General features: G+C 43.2%; 11 protein-coding genes. 5 read left to right on the forward strand and 6 right to left on the reverse strand.

What is annotated here, in order from left to right; genetic code table 11:
• Nucleotides 1-47: 47 nt before the first annotated feature.
• The 6 genes from ACFQ21_RS24205 to ACFQ21_RS24230 all read right to left on the reverse strand — a co-directional run bounded on the left by ACFQ21_RS24205 (nucleotide 48) and on the right by ACFQ21_RS24230 (nucleotide 11,226).
• Nucleotides 48-1,331 carry a M23 family metallopeptidase gene (locus tag ACFQ21_RS24205; RefSeq protein ID WP_377583554.1) on the reverse strand — a complete coding sequence of 428 codons (1,284 nt, stop codon included), beginning with the start codon at nucleotides 1,329-1,331 and terminating at the stop codon, nucleotides 48-50.
• A gap of 313 nt (nucleotides 1,332-1,644) precedes the next feature.
• A complete protein-coding gene (locus tag ACFQ21_RS24210) occupies nucleotides 1,645-3,585 on the reverse strand; it encodes a S9 family peptidase (protein ID WP_377583556.1) in 1,941 nt (646 codons plus the stop codon).
• Nucleotides 3,586-3,675: 90 nt separating this feature from the next.
• Complete coding sequence (locus ACFQ21_RS24215; protein ID WP_377583558.1) at nucleotides 3,676-5,901, reverse strand: M1 family metallopeptidase; 2,226 nt, start codon at nucleotides 5,899-5,901, stop codon at nucleotides 3,676-3,678.
• A 160-nt stretch (nucleotides 5,902-6,061) separates the two neighbouring features.
• Complete coding sequence (locus tag ACFQ21_RS24220) at nucleotides 6,062-8,308, reverse strand: M1 family metallopeptidase (protein ID WP_377583560.1); 2,247 nt, start codon at nucleotides 8,306-8,308, stop codon at nucleotides 6,062-6,064.
• Between the two features lie 81 nt (nucleotides 8,309-8,389).
• Complete coding sequence (locus tag ACFQ21_RS24225; RefSeq protein WP_377583562.1) at nucleotides 8,390-10,615, reverse strand: M1 family metallopeptidase; 2,226 nt, start codon at nucleotides 10,613-10,615, stop codon at nucleotides 8,390-8,392.
• Nucleotides 10,616-10,632: 17 nt separating this feature from the next.
• Entirely contained in the window at nucleotides 10,633-11,226 is a 594-nt protein-coding gene (locus ACFQ21_RS24230; protein WP_377583564.1) for a HupE/UreJ family protein, read from the reverse strand.
• A gap of 191 nt (nucleotides 11,227-11,417) precedes the next feature.
• Between ACFQ21_RS24230 and ACFQ21_RS24235 the strand changes: the two genes are divergently transcribed.
• The 5 genes from ACFQ21_RS24235 (at nucleotide 11,418) to ACFQ21_RS24255 (ending at nucleotide 15,707) form a co-directional block, all read left to right on the forward strand.
• A complete protein-coding gene (locus ACFQ21_RS24235) occupies nucleotides 11,418-11,924 on the forward strand; it encodes a DUF6702 family protein (RefSeq protein ID WP_377583566.1) in 507 nt (168 codons plus the stop codon).
• Between the two features lie 69 nt (nucleotides 11,925-11,993).
• The gene (gene gldB, locus ACFQ21_RS24240; protein ID WP_377583568.1) at nucleotides 11,994-13,007 is read left to right on the forward strand and encodes a gliding motility lipoprotein GldB; all 1,014 of its coding nucleotides are present in this window, start codon (nucleotides 11,994-11,996) and stop codon (nucleotides 13,005-13,007) included.
• A 90-nt stretch (nucleotides 13,008-13,097) separates the two neighbouring features.
• A complete protein-coding gene (tpiA, locus tag ACFQ21_RS24245; protein ID WP_377583570.1) occupies nucleotides 13,098-13,859 on the forward strand; it encodes a triose-phosphate isomerase in 762 nt (253 codons plus the stop codon).
• A 12-nt stretch (nucleotides 13,860-13,871) separates the two neighbouring features.
• A complete protein-coding gene (gene prmA / locus ACFQ21_RS24250; protein WP_377583572.1) occupies nucleotides 13,872-14,702 on the forward strand; it encodes a 50S ribosomal protein L11 methyltransferase in 831 nt (276 codons plus the stop codon).
• A 129-nt stretch (nucleotides 14,703-14,831) separates the two neighbouring features.
• Nucleotides 14,832-15,707 (forward strand): NAD kinase, encoded by an 876-nt coding sequence (locus ACFQ21_RS24255; protein ID WP_377583574.1) that lies wholly within the window; start codon nucleotides 14,832-14,834, stop codon nucleotides 15,705-15,707.
• Nucleotides 15,708-15,752: the final 45 nt, after the last annotated feature.

The raw sequence follows: 15,752 nt of genomic DNA on the forward strand, positions 1-15,752 counted from the left end.
AAACTACATCTTCAACGAAAGCGTTGAATAAGATTATTAAATATAAGTTAAATGGATGCGATAGGCTCCTGGCGTTGCTCCGGGAAAGCTATGCTATCAAGTTTCTTGGTCAGGTCGCCCTTAACAGTTTCGAAGGCCGCCATGTGGCTTTTCTGAATAGGCTCTGATGGAGGCAGGTCTGCTTTTAATGCATCTACCTGAACACCATTCTTCCAGAAGCGGTAGCACAGGTGCGGACCAGTAGCAAGTCCGGTACTCCCTACATAACCAATGGTTTGACCTTGACGAACACGTGTGCCGGCACGAACGCCATCTGCAATACGCGACATGTGAAGATATTGTGTTGTATAGGTGCCGTTGTGGCGGATCTTTACATAATTACCGTTGTTGGATTTATACTGTGCCTCTTCCACAGTACCATCGCCCACCGAGCGTATAGGGGTACCGGTAGGAGCAGCGAAGTCTGTGCCCAGGTGAGCTTTCCATCTCTTTTGTACCGGGTGGAAACGACTCATGGTGTAGCGTGAGCTGATGCGTGTAAATTCGATCGGATATTTCAGCAGGGCTTTGCGCAGGCTTTTGCCTTCAGCATCGTAGTAGTTCATGCCTTCGCCCTGATCGAACGGGAATGCATAGTATGGGCTCCCGAAATGTTCAAAGTATATAGCTTTGATCTGGTTGATGCTAACCGTAACACCTTCTACCTGGCTCTCTTCGTAAATCAGTTTGAATTTGTCGCCTTTTTGCAGACGCTGGAAGTCTACCTGCCAGCCGAAAATATCAACAAATTTATTGGTAAGCTCGTGTGATATGCCAAGCTCTTCGATGGTTTCAGAAAGGTTGGAACGAATCTCACCGGCAATGCTTTTCTCAACAGTGATAACATCACGTTTGCAAACATCTACGGTAAGTGAATCTTCAAAACGGAAAATGATATAGTCTATCGGGTTCGGCTCGTATACCAGCGCTTTGGCTGTCTTCAGGGAATCCTGGTCGCAGATCAAAGTATATTTCTTGTTGGCGGCTATTTTGCGTGCATCAAATACGTTGCGCGAAAGTTGTGATACCTGGTTGATAAGTTTAGCGGGTACATTGTAAGCCTCGAGGATGTCACCAAGACGTTCGTTGCGTTTTACTTTGTCTTCAATTACCAGGAAGTCATCCACCACCATGCCATACAGCACGCTTGGTTCTTTGATTTTGATATCGAAGCTTACTGAGTCAGAGGAAGCTTCTTGTTCCGTGAGAGAGGGGAGATAGTAGCGGTTCACGAATACTACTGCTACGATCATCAAGGCGATGCCAAAAAAACTTAACCAGCGTCTTTGCATGTTTTAATCATTTTTTGCCCAGAGGGCGTGGGTTAAAAAATATGAGCGGCAAAGATAATCAGTCAAAAAAATTTTGGTCTACAAGACCCTTCTGAACCGCGCTAAGGTGTAAATATAAGACGTCAGATTTAAAAACAAAACCTATCAATTGCTGAATCGTGACATTAAACCGCATTATATGCGTTATCACACACCTATGGAAATGAATACTATCAGGCCGGTAGAGTATGTTTTGAGACAGCTCTAAAGAAGGAATGTCGAAAAAGTAAACATTTCTTACTTCGACATTCCCGACTATAAAATAGAAGATTTTTTACTTCAGTAAATTCTGCTGCAGGAACATCACAACGCTCCATTGCATATAGTCAACGTTGGGTTTCTTGCGGAAGCCATGCCCTTCATCTTTCGCGAGCATATACCATACGTTGCGACCTTTATTTCGCATGTTCTGTTTCATCTGCTCAGACTCGGAAGCCGGAACACGCGGGTCGTTCAGACCCTGTATTATAAATAGCGGCTTGGTAATCTTGTCAACATTGTTGGCTGGTGAGATCTTGAGCAGATACTCTTTCATCTTCGGATCGCGCTCGTCACCATACTCTACTCTGCGCAAATCTTTACGATAATCTTCCGTGTTTTGTAAAAATGTTACAAAGTTACTGATGCCGACAACATCGATACCACACTTGATGCGGTCGTTAAAGTTAGTCATCGAGGCCAGCACCATATACCCTCCGTACGATCCGCCCCAAACGGCGACACGCGATGCATCAAGCTCCGGTTGCTTCGCGATCCAGTCGAGCAATGCACCTATATCCTTGACAGATTCTTCGCGCTTGAAACCGTTGTCGAGCTTTAAAAATGTTTTACCATAACCGGAAGATCCGCGCACGTTCGGTGAAAGCACAGCAATGCCCAACTCATTGGTAAGGTAACTTATGAACGGACTGAACACCGGCACAGATTGTCCTTCCGGACCACCATGTATATTAATGATCACCGGAATTTTTCCGGAAGCACTTGCTGGCTTGTAATAGAATGCCGGTATCTTTCTCGCTTTGCCATCAACTTTATCGAATGTTTCATACTCAACCAAGGAAGGCACAACAAACGTGCTCGTATTTAATCCGCCCACTTCACTGAAGGTCCATTGGGTAAGTTTGTTCGTAGCAAGGTCGATGGAGAAAACATCGCTCGGTGTTTGAGGTGTATTGATTACCAGACCGAGTTGCTTTCCATCCGGATGAAATTCTATGCCGCCAACAACTCCGGTAGGTATACCCGGTATAGCAGTATATTTCAAGGTAGCTGTATTAAGCTGATATAGCCTGGCAACACCATTCTCGTTTGTATCGAACACCAGTGTGCTGCGATTCTTGTTTACGGCTATACCGTTTACATCCCAGGGTATAGAAGAAGTTATTGCTGTGAATTTTTTAGAAACTATATCATAATACTTCAACACACTGAATTCGCCACCCTGATCATTCACAACAAATATACCTTTGCCATCGGCAGTCCACAGTGCACTGCCGTAAGCGATTTCTTCCTGTGAAGGATTGATCTGCTCCAGCTTGCCGCTTTCCAAATCAAGGATGTGTAAGAAGGATTTGTTAGCGGATATATAGTTAGCGACAAGAACTTTTTTATCATCAGGCGACCAATCTAGTGCACTCCACGAACCTTCGCGTTGCAATACCAATTTTGCTTCCTTCGGATTTTTCATGCTGCTCAGGTAGAGATCGTAATCTTTACCATTTCTGCGTGTGCTCACTACAATGAACTGATCGCCTTTATTAGACCATGCACTCAGGGAATTTTGAGAGCGCCCGCCATCGGAAATCATTTCATATTTACCCGTAGTGATATCAAACCAGAAGAGCTGCGAAAACTCATTGCCGCCTATATCTTTTGAAAACATAAAGCCTTTGTACGAAGCATCCGGGCAATAGCTTGCTCCGCCAACGGGTTCTTTAAAGAATGTTATTTGCTTGCGCGCACCTCCCGGATGATCAACTACATGTATCTGTGATGTTTCTGCAAAGCGTGTACTGATCAGTATAGTTTTCCCGTCTGGGCTCCAGCCGCTAAAGCTTGCACCGCGCGTATTCTGGTATTGGTTCATACGCTCAATCACGGAAGCTGGTATTTCGGGTACACCTTCCACGATCAGGTTGCCCACTTCTTTTTTCTCCACCTGTGCCTGCAGTTGCCAGGCAGCAAGTAACAAGGATATGGCGAATTTTAATCTCATTTGGGTTGGGTATATAAATAAATTCCCGCAGCCTATACGGAGCTACATATACTTGCTGTAACTCGATATATACTACGGGAAAGATTGATGTTACTTATTTTTCTTGAACTGATCGAACTTTGATTCCGTAACCTTCCTCGGGAAAATGTTGTTGCTTTCGTCTACATCGGCAAGAGCTGCGTTTGGATCGAAGGCTACATTGGTCACTTCCTTGTCTTTTATAAATACCTTGCTGGCTTCATTCTCATTGGTGCGCCAGATCTCTGCCGGTATATATTCGGTTTCTTTGGTTCCATCTTTATAAGTCCATTCGATAATGAGCGGTGTAACCAGGCCACCGTTGTTTTTGAACTTTACCTGGTATATATTTTTACCTTCGAGTTTCTGACGAACAGCATTATCGTCAATGCGACTTCTGAATTCACCGTATGCTTTATCCGGTGTATTCAACATCGTGAACGGTTTTGGTCCCTGGCTGAAGTCGGTTACAGATTTACCGGATGTGCTGGCGTTGAGATCACCAGCTTTTACATTCTTCGTTTTATTCTCGATGTTCGGTTGCTGTGAAGTAAGTTTATACCATTGAACATCTTCTACCGATACATCTACATTATCAGTAGTAAAGAACCACCCTCTCCAGAACCAGTCGAGATCAACAGCCGTTGCCTCTTCCATCATTCTGAAAAAGTCTGCTGGGCGCGGATGCTTGTACATCCAGCGGTTTGCATATTCTTTAAAGGCTTTATCAAAAAGATCTTTACCGATAATGGTTTCGCGAAGCAACGTAAGGGCTACTGTCGGTTTTTCATAGTAGTTGGCACCGAAGGCGTTAAGTCTTTCGTTGTCCGATGTATTCATCACCGGGCGCATCACGCTTTTGTCGCCTTTCATATAGGGCACTATATCTTGCGGAACAGTGTGATGGAAGTTCGGATAACGCTCCATCTCGGTTCGTGTTTGTAAAAATGTATTCAACCCTTCGTCCATCCACATCCACTGGCGTTCGTCTGAGCTTACAATCATCGGGAAGTAGTTATGCCCTACTTCGTGAACGATAACACCAATCATACTGGCTTTACCATTCTCCGTCATTTGCCCGTTGCGTGGTCTGCCACCGTTGAAGCTGATCATCGGGAACTCCATACCGAGGTTTGCTGTGTTTACAGATATAGCCACCGGGTAAGGATAATCAAAAGTATATTTCGAGTATACTTCCAACGCATTCTTTACTGCTTTGGTAGATTCTTCAGACCATACCGGCAGGCCTTCTTTCGGGAAATAAGACATGGCCAGCACCGTGTTGGTTGAAAGCTTTACGGCCTGTGCATCCCATATAAATTTACGTGACGAAGAGAATGCTACATCGCGGACATTATCGGCTTGATAGCGCCATGTTTTTTTAGCCGTTGAGCGTGTCTTCTCTTTGGCGCGTGCTTCTTCTTCGGTAACAATTACAACGGGTTTATCGAATGACGTTTTCGCTTTTTCAAATCGCTCGAGTTCCTTTGCTGATAAAACTTCTTTTGCATTGAGTAATGTTCCGGTGGAGGCAACGATGTGATCGGCAGGAACAGTTATATTTATTTTATAGTTACCGAACTCCAGTGCAAACTCTCCAAGACGCTGAAACTGTTTGTTCTGCCAGCCTTCGTAATCATCGAACTGGCACATGCGTGGAAACCAGTGGGCGATCAGGTATGTACTGTTTTTATCTTCCGGAAAATACTCATAGCCTTCGCGTGAAAGTAAAAATTTACTTCTGTCGGTTATCGGGTACGACCATGCTACATTAAAGGTATAGCTCTCGCCGGTTTTTATAGCTACAGGCAAGTCTATACGCATCATGGTATTGTTGATGGTGATCGGAAGATTTTTACCGGTCTTATCGGTTACAGATTGTATAGTATATCCGCCTTCAAACTCCAGTGTACGAGTCAGGTACTGCATGTGCAGCGTTGGTATCGAATCGCGCACAGGACCAAAGTAACTTCCAAAATCTTCATTACCTTTCTTGTTGATGTTCTGATCAAGCTGAAGCCAGAGATACTTTAGCGTTTCAGGTGAGTTGTTATAGTAGGTAATGGTTTCTTTACCTTTTAATGTATTGGTTGGTTCATCGATCTCTGCATCGATGGTATAGTCGGCACGCTGCTGCCAGTATTTGGCACCTGGCTCACCGGAACCTGTACGATATTCGTTTGGTGTAGGCAGCAGTTCATCAAGCTGCTCAAATTTTCCTTTCCATTGCTGTGAGTCTTGTGCCTGCGCGAATGCAGCCAGTAAAAGCATCGGTAAAATAATACGAAGGGATTTCATAGTCGATTAATGAGTTTATCTGAAAGATCAGTTTAATTAAATAAAAAAGCCATCCTTTTTTACAAGGATGGCTTAATTCTTTTCGTCAAACGTATACTACAGATGTACTGCAACTTTTACAAGACTATATTTCTATCGCTGCAGAGCAAATGTTGCTGCACTAATTATTCTTCTTGAACTGGTCGAACCGCGACTCGGTAGTCTTCTTCGGGAACACGTTGTTGTTCATCTCAACATCGGCTAATTCGAAATTAGGATCGAGCACAATGTTTACAACTTCTTTCTCCTTTACAAAAACCTTTACCACTTCGTTTTCATTAATGCGCCAGATCTCCGCCGGTATGCGCTCTATTTCTTTAGAGCCATCTTTATACGTCCACTCGATAACAAGCGGTGTAACAAGGCCTCCTACATTTTTAAACTTGATCTGGTATATATTTTTGCCTTCCAGTTTTTTACGGATGTCAGCATCGTTAATGCGACTTCTGAATTCTCCATACATCTGGTCAGGTGTATTCAGCATGGTAAATGGTTCTGGTCCGCTGCTGAAGTCGTTGGCATTTTTACCGGTATTCTTTTCAGCTGTAAGATCGCCTTTTTTTGTTTTGATGTTTTTCTTTTCCGGATCGATCTGCTCGTTCTTCAACTGGAACCACTTCACTTCATCAACTGCTACATCTACATTATCGGTGGTATAGAACCAGCCTCTCCAGAACCAATCCAGATCTACACCCGATGCATCTTCCATCGTACGGAAAAAATCTGCAGGCTTCGGATGTTTAAATGCCCAGCGTTCTGAGTATTCCTTGAACGCTTTATCGAATAACTCCGGCCCCATTACGGTTTCGCGAAGAAGCGTGAGTGCAGCAGATGGCTTGGTATAGCCGTTAGCACCAAACTCGTTGTAGCGCATATCGTCACCGTTAGTCATGATCGGGCGCATCTGGCTCTTATCACCCTTCATGAAAGGTATAATTCCTTTTGGCGTACCATGTGTACTATATAATTCAGGATAACGAACACGAACGGTTTCTTTTTCAAGGAACGTATTCAAACCTTCATCCATCCACGTCCATTGACGTTCGTCGGAGTTTACAATCATCGGGAAGAAGTTGTGACCAACTTCGTGCACAACCACCTGTACAAGACCCACCAGTTTCTGCTGTGAGTATGTGCCGTCTTTGTTAGGACGTGAACCGTTGAAGCAGATCATCGGGTATTCCATACCTTGATTGGCAGTGTGTATAGAATATGCTACGGGGTATGGATAGTTGAACGTGCGCTCAGAGTATATTTCCAATGCGTTCTTGATAGCCTTGGTAGATTCTTTCTCCCACAGTGGATTACCTTCTTTTGGATAGAGCGACATAGCGATCGGAGTCTTATCGCCTACTTTTACCGCCTGTGCATCCCATATAAATTTACGAGAAGAAGCAAATGCAAAATCGCGTACGTTCTCTGCATAAAACTCCCACGTAGCTTTCTTGGTTGACTTTGTTTTTTCTTTTTGAACAGCTTCGTCTTGTGTAACAATGAATACAGGTTTATCAAAAGCCTTTTTCGCTTTTTCGAAACGTTCGATCTGCTCTTTGCTCAATACATCTTTCGGATTTTGTATAGTACCGGTAGCACCTACAATGTGATCGGCAGGCACTGTGATGCGTACACGATAGTTACCAAACACCAGCGCAAACTCGCTTTGACCGAGGAACTGTTTGTTCTGCCAGCCTTCGTAATCATCGAACACACACATGCGTGGGAACCACTGCGCGAAAGTATATACATAGTTGCCGTCTTCCGGGAAATACTCATAGCCACCACGCTGGTTAAAGATCTGGCGGTTGTACTCGGTATAGCTCCAGTCAATAGCGAAAGTAAATTTCTCACCTGTCTTGAGCGGGGCAGGAAGATCTACACGCATCATGGTATTGTTGATGGTATAGGGAAGCGCTTTGCCCGCTGCATCTTTTACAAACTTGATGTTATAGCCTCCTTTGTAATCGGAAGTTTTTACACCCGTCATCATGTTGAAAAATCCGGCCGGCACAGAGTCTCTCACAACACCAGTTTTGGTTTGAGAAGTCATGTTGTTATCAGCGAGTATATTTTGATCAAGCTGAAGCCAGAGAAACGTTAATGTTTCCGGTGAGTTGTTGTGATACGTGATGGTTTCAGAACCGGTCAGTAATTGAGTCTTGTCATCAACTTCTACGTTGATCACGTAGTCAGCGCGTTGTTGCCAGTAATTCTGACCCGGTGCACCAGCGCCTGTGCGATATGAATTTGGTGTTGGCAGTACCTGATCGAGCTGCTCGAATTTTCCTTTCCACGCCTGTTGCTGCGGTTGTGTTTGTGCTGAAGCACGTACAAGCACGCATGTAAATATAATAGCAAGTAATACTCTCATGATTGAATGCCGTTATTCGTTAATGGTTATCCGTTAATCGTATTTACTAGTAACGATTAACGGATAACTTATAACGATTCTCTAGTTTGTTCTCTTTTTGAATTCGTCAAATTTGGAAGCGGACTGTGATTTAGGGAACACGTTGTCCTGTGCATTTACATCGGTGATCTCCTGCTGTGGATCCAGCACGATGCTGGTTACTTCCTTGTCCTTGACAAACACTTTGGTTACTTTGTTTTCATTGATGCGCCAGATCTCGGCCGGTATACGTTCGATCTCTTTTGATCCGTCTTTGTAAGTCCACTGAATAATTACCGGCATTACCAGTCCGCCTTTATTACTCAACGTTACTTCATATATATTCTTGTTGTCGAGTTTCTGCATGATCGCTTTATCATCGATCTGACTTCTGAACTCACCATACATACGCGGATCGGTATTCGTTAAACTGAACGGTTCCGGACCGTTGTTAAAATTGTCGAACTTCTTCTCATCTTTCGCATTGAGATCACCTTGTTTTACTTTCAGGTTTTTAGTTTCAGGATCGCTCTCTGTCTTGCGCATCTTGAACCACTTCACCTGGTCTATAGATTGATCACATACATCGGTAGTATAAAACCAACCTTTCCAGAACCAGTCGAGATCTACAGCGGATGCATCTTCCATCGTACGGAAAAAGTCTGCAGGCTTCGGATGTTTGAAGGCCCAGCGCTGTGCATACTCTTTAAATGCTTTATCGAATAACTCTCTGCCCATAATGGTTTCGCGCAACATGAATAAACCTGTACCGGCTTTTGCATATTGCTCGTTACCGAATTGTATTACCTGCTCGGAGTTCACCATCAACGGACGCATCGAGCTGCGGTCACCTTTCATATACGGCACCAGTGCAGATGGTTTACCTCTGTCGAAATCTATATCCGGGTAACGTTCCATTTCTGTTACCAACTGTACGAATGTATTTACACCTTCATCCATCCACGTTGTTTGACGCTCATCGTTGTTGATGATCATCGGGAAGAAGTTATGCCCTACTTCGTGTACAATTACACCGATCATACCTTTGCGTACAGCAGGAGTATAGGAACCATCCTTAGCCGGACGGCCATAGTTAAAGCATATCATTGGGTACTCCATTCCCTGGTGCGCAGCGTGAACAGATATAGCTACCGGGTATGGATAATCAATCGTCATACGAGAGTATACTTCTATGGCATTCTTCACTGCCTTGGTAGACTCTTTCTCCCACAGCGGATTACCTTCTTTCGGGTAATACGACATTGCCAATGGTGTTTTGCTGCCGATCTTTACCGCCTGTGCATCCCATATAAACTTGCGTGATGTAGCGAAAGCAAAGTCACGAACGTTGTCGGCATGAAACTCCCATGTCTTCTTCTCTTTCAGTTTTGTTTTCTCGCGCAGTACAGCTTCGTCTTGAGTCGCTATAATTACGGGCTTGTCAAATGAAGTCTTGGCTTTTGCCAGTCGCTCCAATTGTGTTTTGTTAAGAACAGTCTCAGCATTTTTAAGCTGACCGGTGGCGCCTACAATGTGATCGGCTGGTACGGTGATCTTTACTTTGTAATCACCGAATGGTAATGCAAACTCGCCTTGTCCCAGGAATTGTTTATTCTGCCATCCTTCATAATCATCGTATACACACATGCGTGGGAACCACTGTGCAATTACGTACGAGTAGTTACCATCTTCGGGGAAATATTCATACTGCGTGCGCTCACGGACGCGAACTCCATCGTTGATATTATAAGACCAGTCTATGGAGAAAGTATATTTCTGTCCGGGATTGAGTGGCTGCGGAAGATCGATGCGCATCATGGTGTAGTTGATGAGGTGCGTAAGATCTTTACCGGTAGCATCTTTCACCGATTTGATTTTAAATCCTCCGTCAAAATCAAAAAGATTATAGGCCGAGCCTGCTGATTTTGCATCGATAGAATCGCGTAAGGTATTCGTTTTTGTCTTTTGCGTCATGTTATCTTCAGCAAGTTTATTCTGGTCAAGCTGAAGCCATAGGTAACGCAACACATCGGGTGAGTTGTTATGGTATGTTATCGTTTCAGATCCGGTTATACTTTGATTATCGTCATTGAGTTCTACGTTTATAACATAATCGGCTTTTTGTTGCCAGTATTTAGGGCCCGGTGCCCCTGAGCCCGAACGATATTCATTCGGAGTTGGTAATTGTTGGTCGAGCTGCTCGAACTTGCCCTGCCACCGTGGAGTTTCCTGTGCCCATGCCGCCTGCATTATTACAAGAAGGAGGGAAATTTTAAAAACGCGCTTCATATAGGTTTATATAAGAGTTATTCAATCCAAAATGCTTTTTCTTTCATTAACATCAAAGCGATGCCGGCCACCGCAGAAGAGACAACCATTTTCCAGTCTCTTCGATTTACACCAAACAAATCCACTAAAAGAAAGCTGGCTGTTAAAAAGATGGCAACAATAATTATCTGGCCTACCTCTAACCCGAGATTAAAGGCCAATAGCTGGGATATAATTCGTTCGTCTTTACCTAAAATACCTTTCAGGTAATTTGAAAAACCCATGCCGTGTATCAATCCAAAAAAAGCTGCAAAAAAATAATTAAGCTGAATCGGTCTGCCCGATAAATTTTCCTCATTCTTGAACAGGTTGGATGCGGCCGTTATAAAAATGGTAAGCGGTATAAGAAATTCGATGAGGTCGGCTTTGATCGTGATAATTTCCAGCGTTGATAACGCCAGCGTTATGGAGTGTCCTATGGTGAAAGCAGTAACGAGGATCAGTACCTGCCGCCAGTCGCGCATCAGGTATAGCGCACACAATGCTACTACAAATAAAATGTGGTCGTAGCCATTTCTATAGTCCAGAATGTGATCTTTTCCTAACCCAAAATAGAGTTGAAACTCGCTCATAATTAGTGCAATGAAAATTTTAAGGGCACAAGTATAGGAGATAATTTTGACAAAGAGATTAGGTATTTTATGGGGGGTGCGATTCTGCCGGTAAAGAAGTTGCCGAACAATCTGTACATGATCGGTAATCAATTTCTTTTTTTCGGTATTATTTTTGGACCTTTCGACTCCACGATTCAGTTAACATTTTCATGGTCACATCATTTTCTATTCTATCGTTCGTCCACAGTATTGTCTTTGCGCTCATGTTGCACCCGCTTCATGTTTCCGTAACTGAAATAGAGTACGATGAAAAAGACAAAGTGCTGGAGATTATGATGCGCGTATTTATTGATGATCTTGAGCTCACCATGCGCAACAGGCTGAACCAACCCGAGCTCGATATTACCGAGCCGAAAGGTGTTACACTCGATCAGATCATGGCTCCTTATCTCGAGGAACATTTAAAAATAGTACTTGATAAAAAGGCACAGAAAATAAAATACCTCGGTCATGAAAAGGAAGGAGAGGCATTTATCTTTTTTATTGAAGTGAGCAATGTTAAAAAATGGAAAGCGATACAGGTGATGAACAACATCATTATGGAAACACATGAAGACCAGTCGAACCTGGTGCACGTAACCGTGCGGGGTAAAGTAAAGAGCCTTCGTCTCACCAAAAGTACGCCTGCCGATGTATTAACATTCGATGCGAAATAAAGCGAAAGCTTACCCGTTGTTCTTCATGTTGTAAAAAATTCGATCTTCGCAGCAAAATAGAAATAACACATGAAGAGATCATTGCTCGCTGCTGTATTGCTTATACTCCTGGCAGCCGGTTGTACAAAAGATGAGCAAGACGAGTGTGTCTTTAAACCGGAGACATCTGGCAATAAAGTAACGATTACGCTCGAGCAGCTTCAGGACTCTGTCGTAAATATAAAAAGTAAAGATGAACTCGTGGCACTCTTTACCCGACAGCCGTTGATACGCGATTATATGTTCAGAAGAACAGAATACCCTGGTGACTCTGTTTTTCTCGATGAGCTTTATAGCCGTTTTAACAATCCGCACTTCGATACATTACTGCTCGAAACAAAACGTGTGTTTGGCGATGGCGCTGCATTGAAAGCTGAATTTGAAGCAGCCTTTTCAAACGTCAAGTATTACTATCCTGACTTTACGCCACCGCGTATTCAAACTATAATTACCGGCCTTGATACCGATATGTTTGTAACAGACTCACTCATTATAGTAAGTCTTGATTTTTACTTGGGCAGAGGTGCAAAGTACAGGCCTAAGAATGTATATAACTATATATTAAGAAAGTATGATCCGGATGATATCGTTCCGTCTGCGATGCTTATCTATGGTATAGATGGAAGGTTTAACAAAACCGAGATGAACGATAAGACCGTGCTGGCTGATATGGTAGCGTATGGCAAGGCATTTTACTTTGCCAAACACATGTTGCCATGCACACCTGACAGTACGCTGATCTGGTATACTCCAGACGAAATAAAAGGCTCGCGCGCGAATGAAGACCTGATCTGGGCGCGCTTTATAGAAAGCAACGTATTGTTTGCCACGAGCCACGTTGTTAAGAAGGATTACCTGGGCGAACGCCCTGTTACGATTCAGGTTGGTGAAAAATGTCCGGGAAGAATAGGACAATGGGTGGGATGGCGCATCGTGAATAAATACATGGAGTCACATCCGGATATAACACTGCCGCAGTTGATGAATTCCGCCAACGCACAGCAACTCTTTAAAGAGTCGCACTATAAACCTGAAAGAAGATAGTCGCGGCTTTATACTTCTGCTTTTAACTTTAAACTTTCTAATCCTATCTTTGGGGCCTCAGAAAAATTTCAACCTTAATATCAAAACACTATGCGCCAGAAAATTGTAGCCGGTAACTGGAAGATGAACAAGACTCTTGAAGAAGGAAATATACTTGCATCCGAAATAGCAGGTATGGTTGCCGATGAAGTAAAGGGTGATGCGAAAGTAATTTTTTGTGTTCCGTTTCCGTACCTGTTGCCCATCAAAAATCAGTTGGGGAACAACAATCGTATAGCTATTGGTGCACAGAACTGCAGCGAACATGAGTCAGGTGCATATACCGGTGAAGTATCAGCACCTATGCTGAAATCAATCGGAATACCGTATGTTATCCTTGGGCACAGCGAGCGCAGACAATACTTTGGTGAAGATGGAAAATTACTGGCGAAGAAAGTTGATGTTGCTCTGAAGCACGGTTTGATTCCGATCTACTGCTGTGGAGAACCTCTTGAAGTACGCGAGAGCAACGGACACGAAGCACTTGTAAAAAAACAGGTTGAAGAAAGTTTGTTCCACCTGAGTGGTGATGTTATAAAAACCATTGTGATTGCTTACGAACCGGTATGGGCTATCGGTACAGGTAAAACAGCTTCTGCACAACAGGCACAGGATATGCACGCGGTTATCCGCAAACACATTGCTGCGAAGTATGGCCAGTCGGTTGCAGATGCAGTAGCTATTTTATATGGAGGTAGTGTTAACGCAGCCAATGCAAAAGAACTTTTTGCCTGCCCGGATGTAGATGGTGGTCTTGTAGGTGGAGCATCGCTGAAGTCAAGAGAATTTACAGAAGTTATTAAAGGCGCCTGATCGATTTTCAATATGTACTATACCCGCCTCCAAGTAATCTGTAATCCTGATTTTGCTGAAATCCTGATGGCCGAAATCGCGGAGGCGGGCTTCGATACTTTTATGGAAACTGAAAAAGGATTCGAAGCCTACGTTGAATTGGAAAAGTTTGATAAGGAACAACTGCAGTATATAAAAGACCGGTATAGCGAACAGACGCCACTCATCTTTTACCAGGATCGTATTGAAAAACAAAACTGGAATGAAGAATGGGAGAAAAGTTATCAGCCCATTATAGTGGATGACAAGTGTTTGATCCGTGCCGAGTTTCACAAGATCGATAAAGTATACCCTTACGTAATTACCATCACTCCGAAGATGTCATTCGGAACAGGTCATCATCAAACCACCCACCTGATGGTGAAAGCGCAGATTGATATCGACCATCAGAACAAGCGTGTGATGGATGCCGGTTGTGGCACAGCTATACTATCCATTATGGCATCGAAACGTGGTGCGAAAGAAGTTGTAGCATTCGATATTGATGAGTGGAGCGTTGTTAACGGCCAAGAAAACATCGGAGTAAATAATTGTAACAACATCTCTCTTCAGCAAGGCAAGCTAAGTGAAGTAAACATCACCGGCATGTTCGACATTGTTCTGGCTAACATCAACAAGAATGTATTGCTCGATGAAATAAAGCTATACCAGGAATATCTCGTTCCAGGGGGTTTACTCTTATTGAGCGGATTTTATACCCATGATATAGCTGACCTGCTAAAAGAAGGCTCAACCTATAATTTGAAAGAAGTTAGTCGTGATGAACGTGAATCATGGGCTTCACTCCTATTGAAGAAAGATTAACCATAACTTTTCAAAATAAAACTAACGATTGCATTGTATTAAGCACCGCTAAGTTTTTGTTCCGTTGTCTGGCGTTTCTATCTTTAACATGAAAAGAAGGCACCACACAAAAACTTAAATCAGAACGTCATGCGCATTGCTGTACATGGAAAGGAATTCAATCGCCAGACAGCACCTTTTATTACCCGTATCTTTGAAGTATTGCAGCAGTATAATTCAGAAATTCTGGTTTCAGAAAAATTCGGCAAGTACCTCCGTACCCCCGCATTCAAAAATATAAAGTTCGAAACGTTCAGCACCGGAGATTCTCTCAAAGGTGTGAACGCCATGGTAAGTGTTGGTGGTGATGGAACATTACTGGATTCTGTCACGCATATAGGTAAAGAAGAAATTCCGGTGTTGGGTATAAATACGGGAAGACTCGGCTTTCTGGCAACGAACAGCAAAGAGGAGGTGGAGCAGGCCGTAACAAAAGTATGCGAAGGCAAGTATAAAATTGACTTGCGTTCAGTTTTAAAGTTGGAAACAAATCAGGATGTATTTGGCAATCTTAACTTTGCGCTGAACGATGTTACCATTGTGAAGAAGGACAGCTCTTCTATGATAACCATCCATACCTATATCGATGGAGAATTTTTAAATTCATATTGGGCAGACGGTATCATTGTAGCAACGCCAACAGGATCAACCGGCTACTCGCTAAGTTGTGGAGGTCCTTTGATATTTCCGCGGTCGCGTAATTTTGTAATAACACCTGTTAGTCCGCATAATCTTACCGTACGTCCCATCGTAGTAGCCGATGAATCAGAAATTACTTTTGGAGTTGAAGGAAGAAGTAAAAAATTTTTAGTATCACTCGATTCGCGTGTGGCTTCTGTCGATGCAACCATTAAATTAAGGGTATCAAAGGCTGATTTCAAGGTAAAATTGATACAATTAGAGGGGCAACATTACTTTAAAACCCTTCGCCAAAAACTAAACTGGGGGTTAGACATTCGGAATTAATATTTACTTTTGTAATTCACTGATCTATAGACTTATTCATGAGAA

The sequence above is a fragment of the Ohtaekwangia kribbensis genome, assembly GCF_042676245.1.
GTDB lineage: Bacteria > Bacteroidota > Bacteroidia > Cytophagales > Cyclobacteriaceae > Ohtaekwangia > Ohtaekwangia kribbensis.

Coding starts and splice junctions, on each gene's coding strand:
- ACFQ21_RS24220 (WP_377583560.1), bottom strand. CDS start 8,308: ATGAGAGTATTACTTGCTATTATATTTACATGCGTGCTTGTACGTGCT.
- prmA (WP_377583572.1), top strand. CDS start 13,872: ATGTACTATACCCGCCTCCAAGTAATCTGTAATCCTGATTTTGCTGAA.
- ACFQ21_RS24225 (WP_377583562.1), bottom strand. CDS start 10,615: ATGAAGCGCGTTTTTAAAATTTCCCTCCTTCTTGTAATAATGCAGGCG.
- ACFQ21_RS24210 (WP_377583556.1), bottom strand. CDS start 3,585: ATGAGATTAAAATTCGCCATATCCTTGTTACTTGCTGCCTGGCAACTG.
- ACFQ21_RS24235 (WP_377583566.1), top strand. CDS start 11,418: ATGGTCACATCATTTTCTATTCTATCGTTCGTCCACAGTATTGTCTTT.
- ACFQ21_RS24215 (WP_377583558.1), bottom strand. CDS start 5,901: ATGAAATCCCTTCGTATTATTTTACCGATGCTTTTACTGGCTGCATTC.
- ACFQ21_RS24255 (WP_377583574.1), top strand. CDS start 14,832: ATGCGCATTGCTGTACATGGAAAGGAATTCAATCGCCAGACAGCACCT.
- tpiA (WP_377583570.1), top strand. CDS start 13,098: ATGCGCCAGAAAATTGTAGCCGGTAACTGGAAGATGAACAAGACTCTT.
- ACFQ21_RS24230 (WP_377583564.1), bottom strand. CDS start 11,226: ATGAGCGAGTTTCAACTCTATTTTGGGTTAGGAAAAGATCACATTCTG.
- ACFQ21_RS24205 (WP_377583554.1), bottom strand. CDS start 1,331: ATGCAAAGACGCTGGTTAAGTTTTTTTGGCATCGCCTTGATGATCGTA.
- gldB (WP_377583568.1), top strand. CDS start 11,994: ATGAAGAGATCATTGCTCGCTGCTGTATTGCTTATACTCCTGGCAGCC.